Origin of the sequence: Marinobacterium weihaiense (genome assembly GCF_019061305.1) — a bacterium.
Lineage (GTDB): Bacteria > Pseudomonadota > Gammaproteobacteria > Pseudomonadales > Balneatricaceae > Marinobacterium > Marinobacterium weihaiense.
On sequence record NZ_JAHQZT010000089.1, the window covers coordinates 1 to 382 of the forward strand.

General features: G+C 56.0%; 1 pseudogene. It reads right to left on the bottom strand.

Features of this window, described 5'->3' with window-relative positions:
- Positions 1–382 (bottom strand): annotated as a pseudogene (locus KTN04_RS16730) (IS3 family transposase); the annotation flags it as partial.

Below are 382 nucleotides of genomic sequence, written 5' to 3' on the forward strand. Positions count from 1 at the left end.
CCCTCATCCTGCATCTGAGTCATGATCGTACGGCTTCCAGCTGAACTGCGGCTTTGCGTGAACAGTTCATTCACCTTGGCCCGTTGCTCAAGCCGCTTTGCGTCAATTCGGGATCGGCTGCGGCGATGCTCGTAGTAACTGGAACGGGCAATACCGAACGCGCTACAGACCATTTCTACCGGCTCCTGCTCACTCAACTGGTCTATCAGCGCATACGTTCGAGTTCGTCCGACATCAAGAGAGCAGTGGCCTTTTTTAGTATCGCTTTCTCCCGCTCCAACCGATTAACTCTGGCTTCCAGCTCCTGGATCCTCTGTTGCTCCGGAGTGAGTGCCTTTGTAGTGGGCGTGACGCCGTCTCGCTCAGCGCGCAGCTGGTTGAC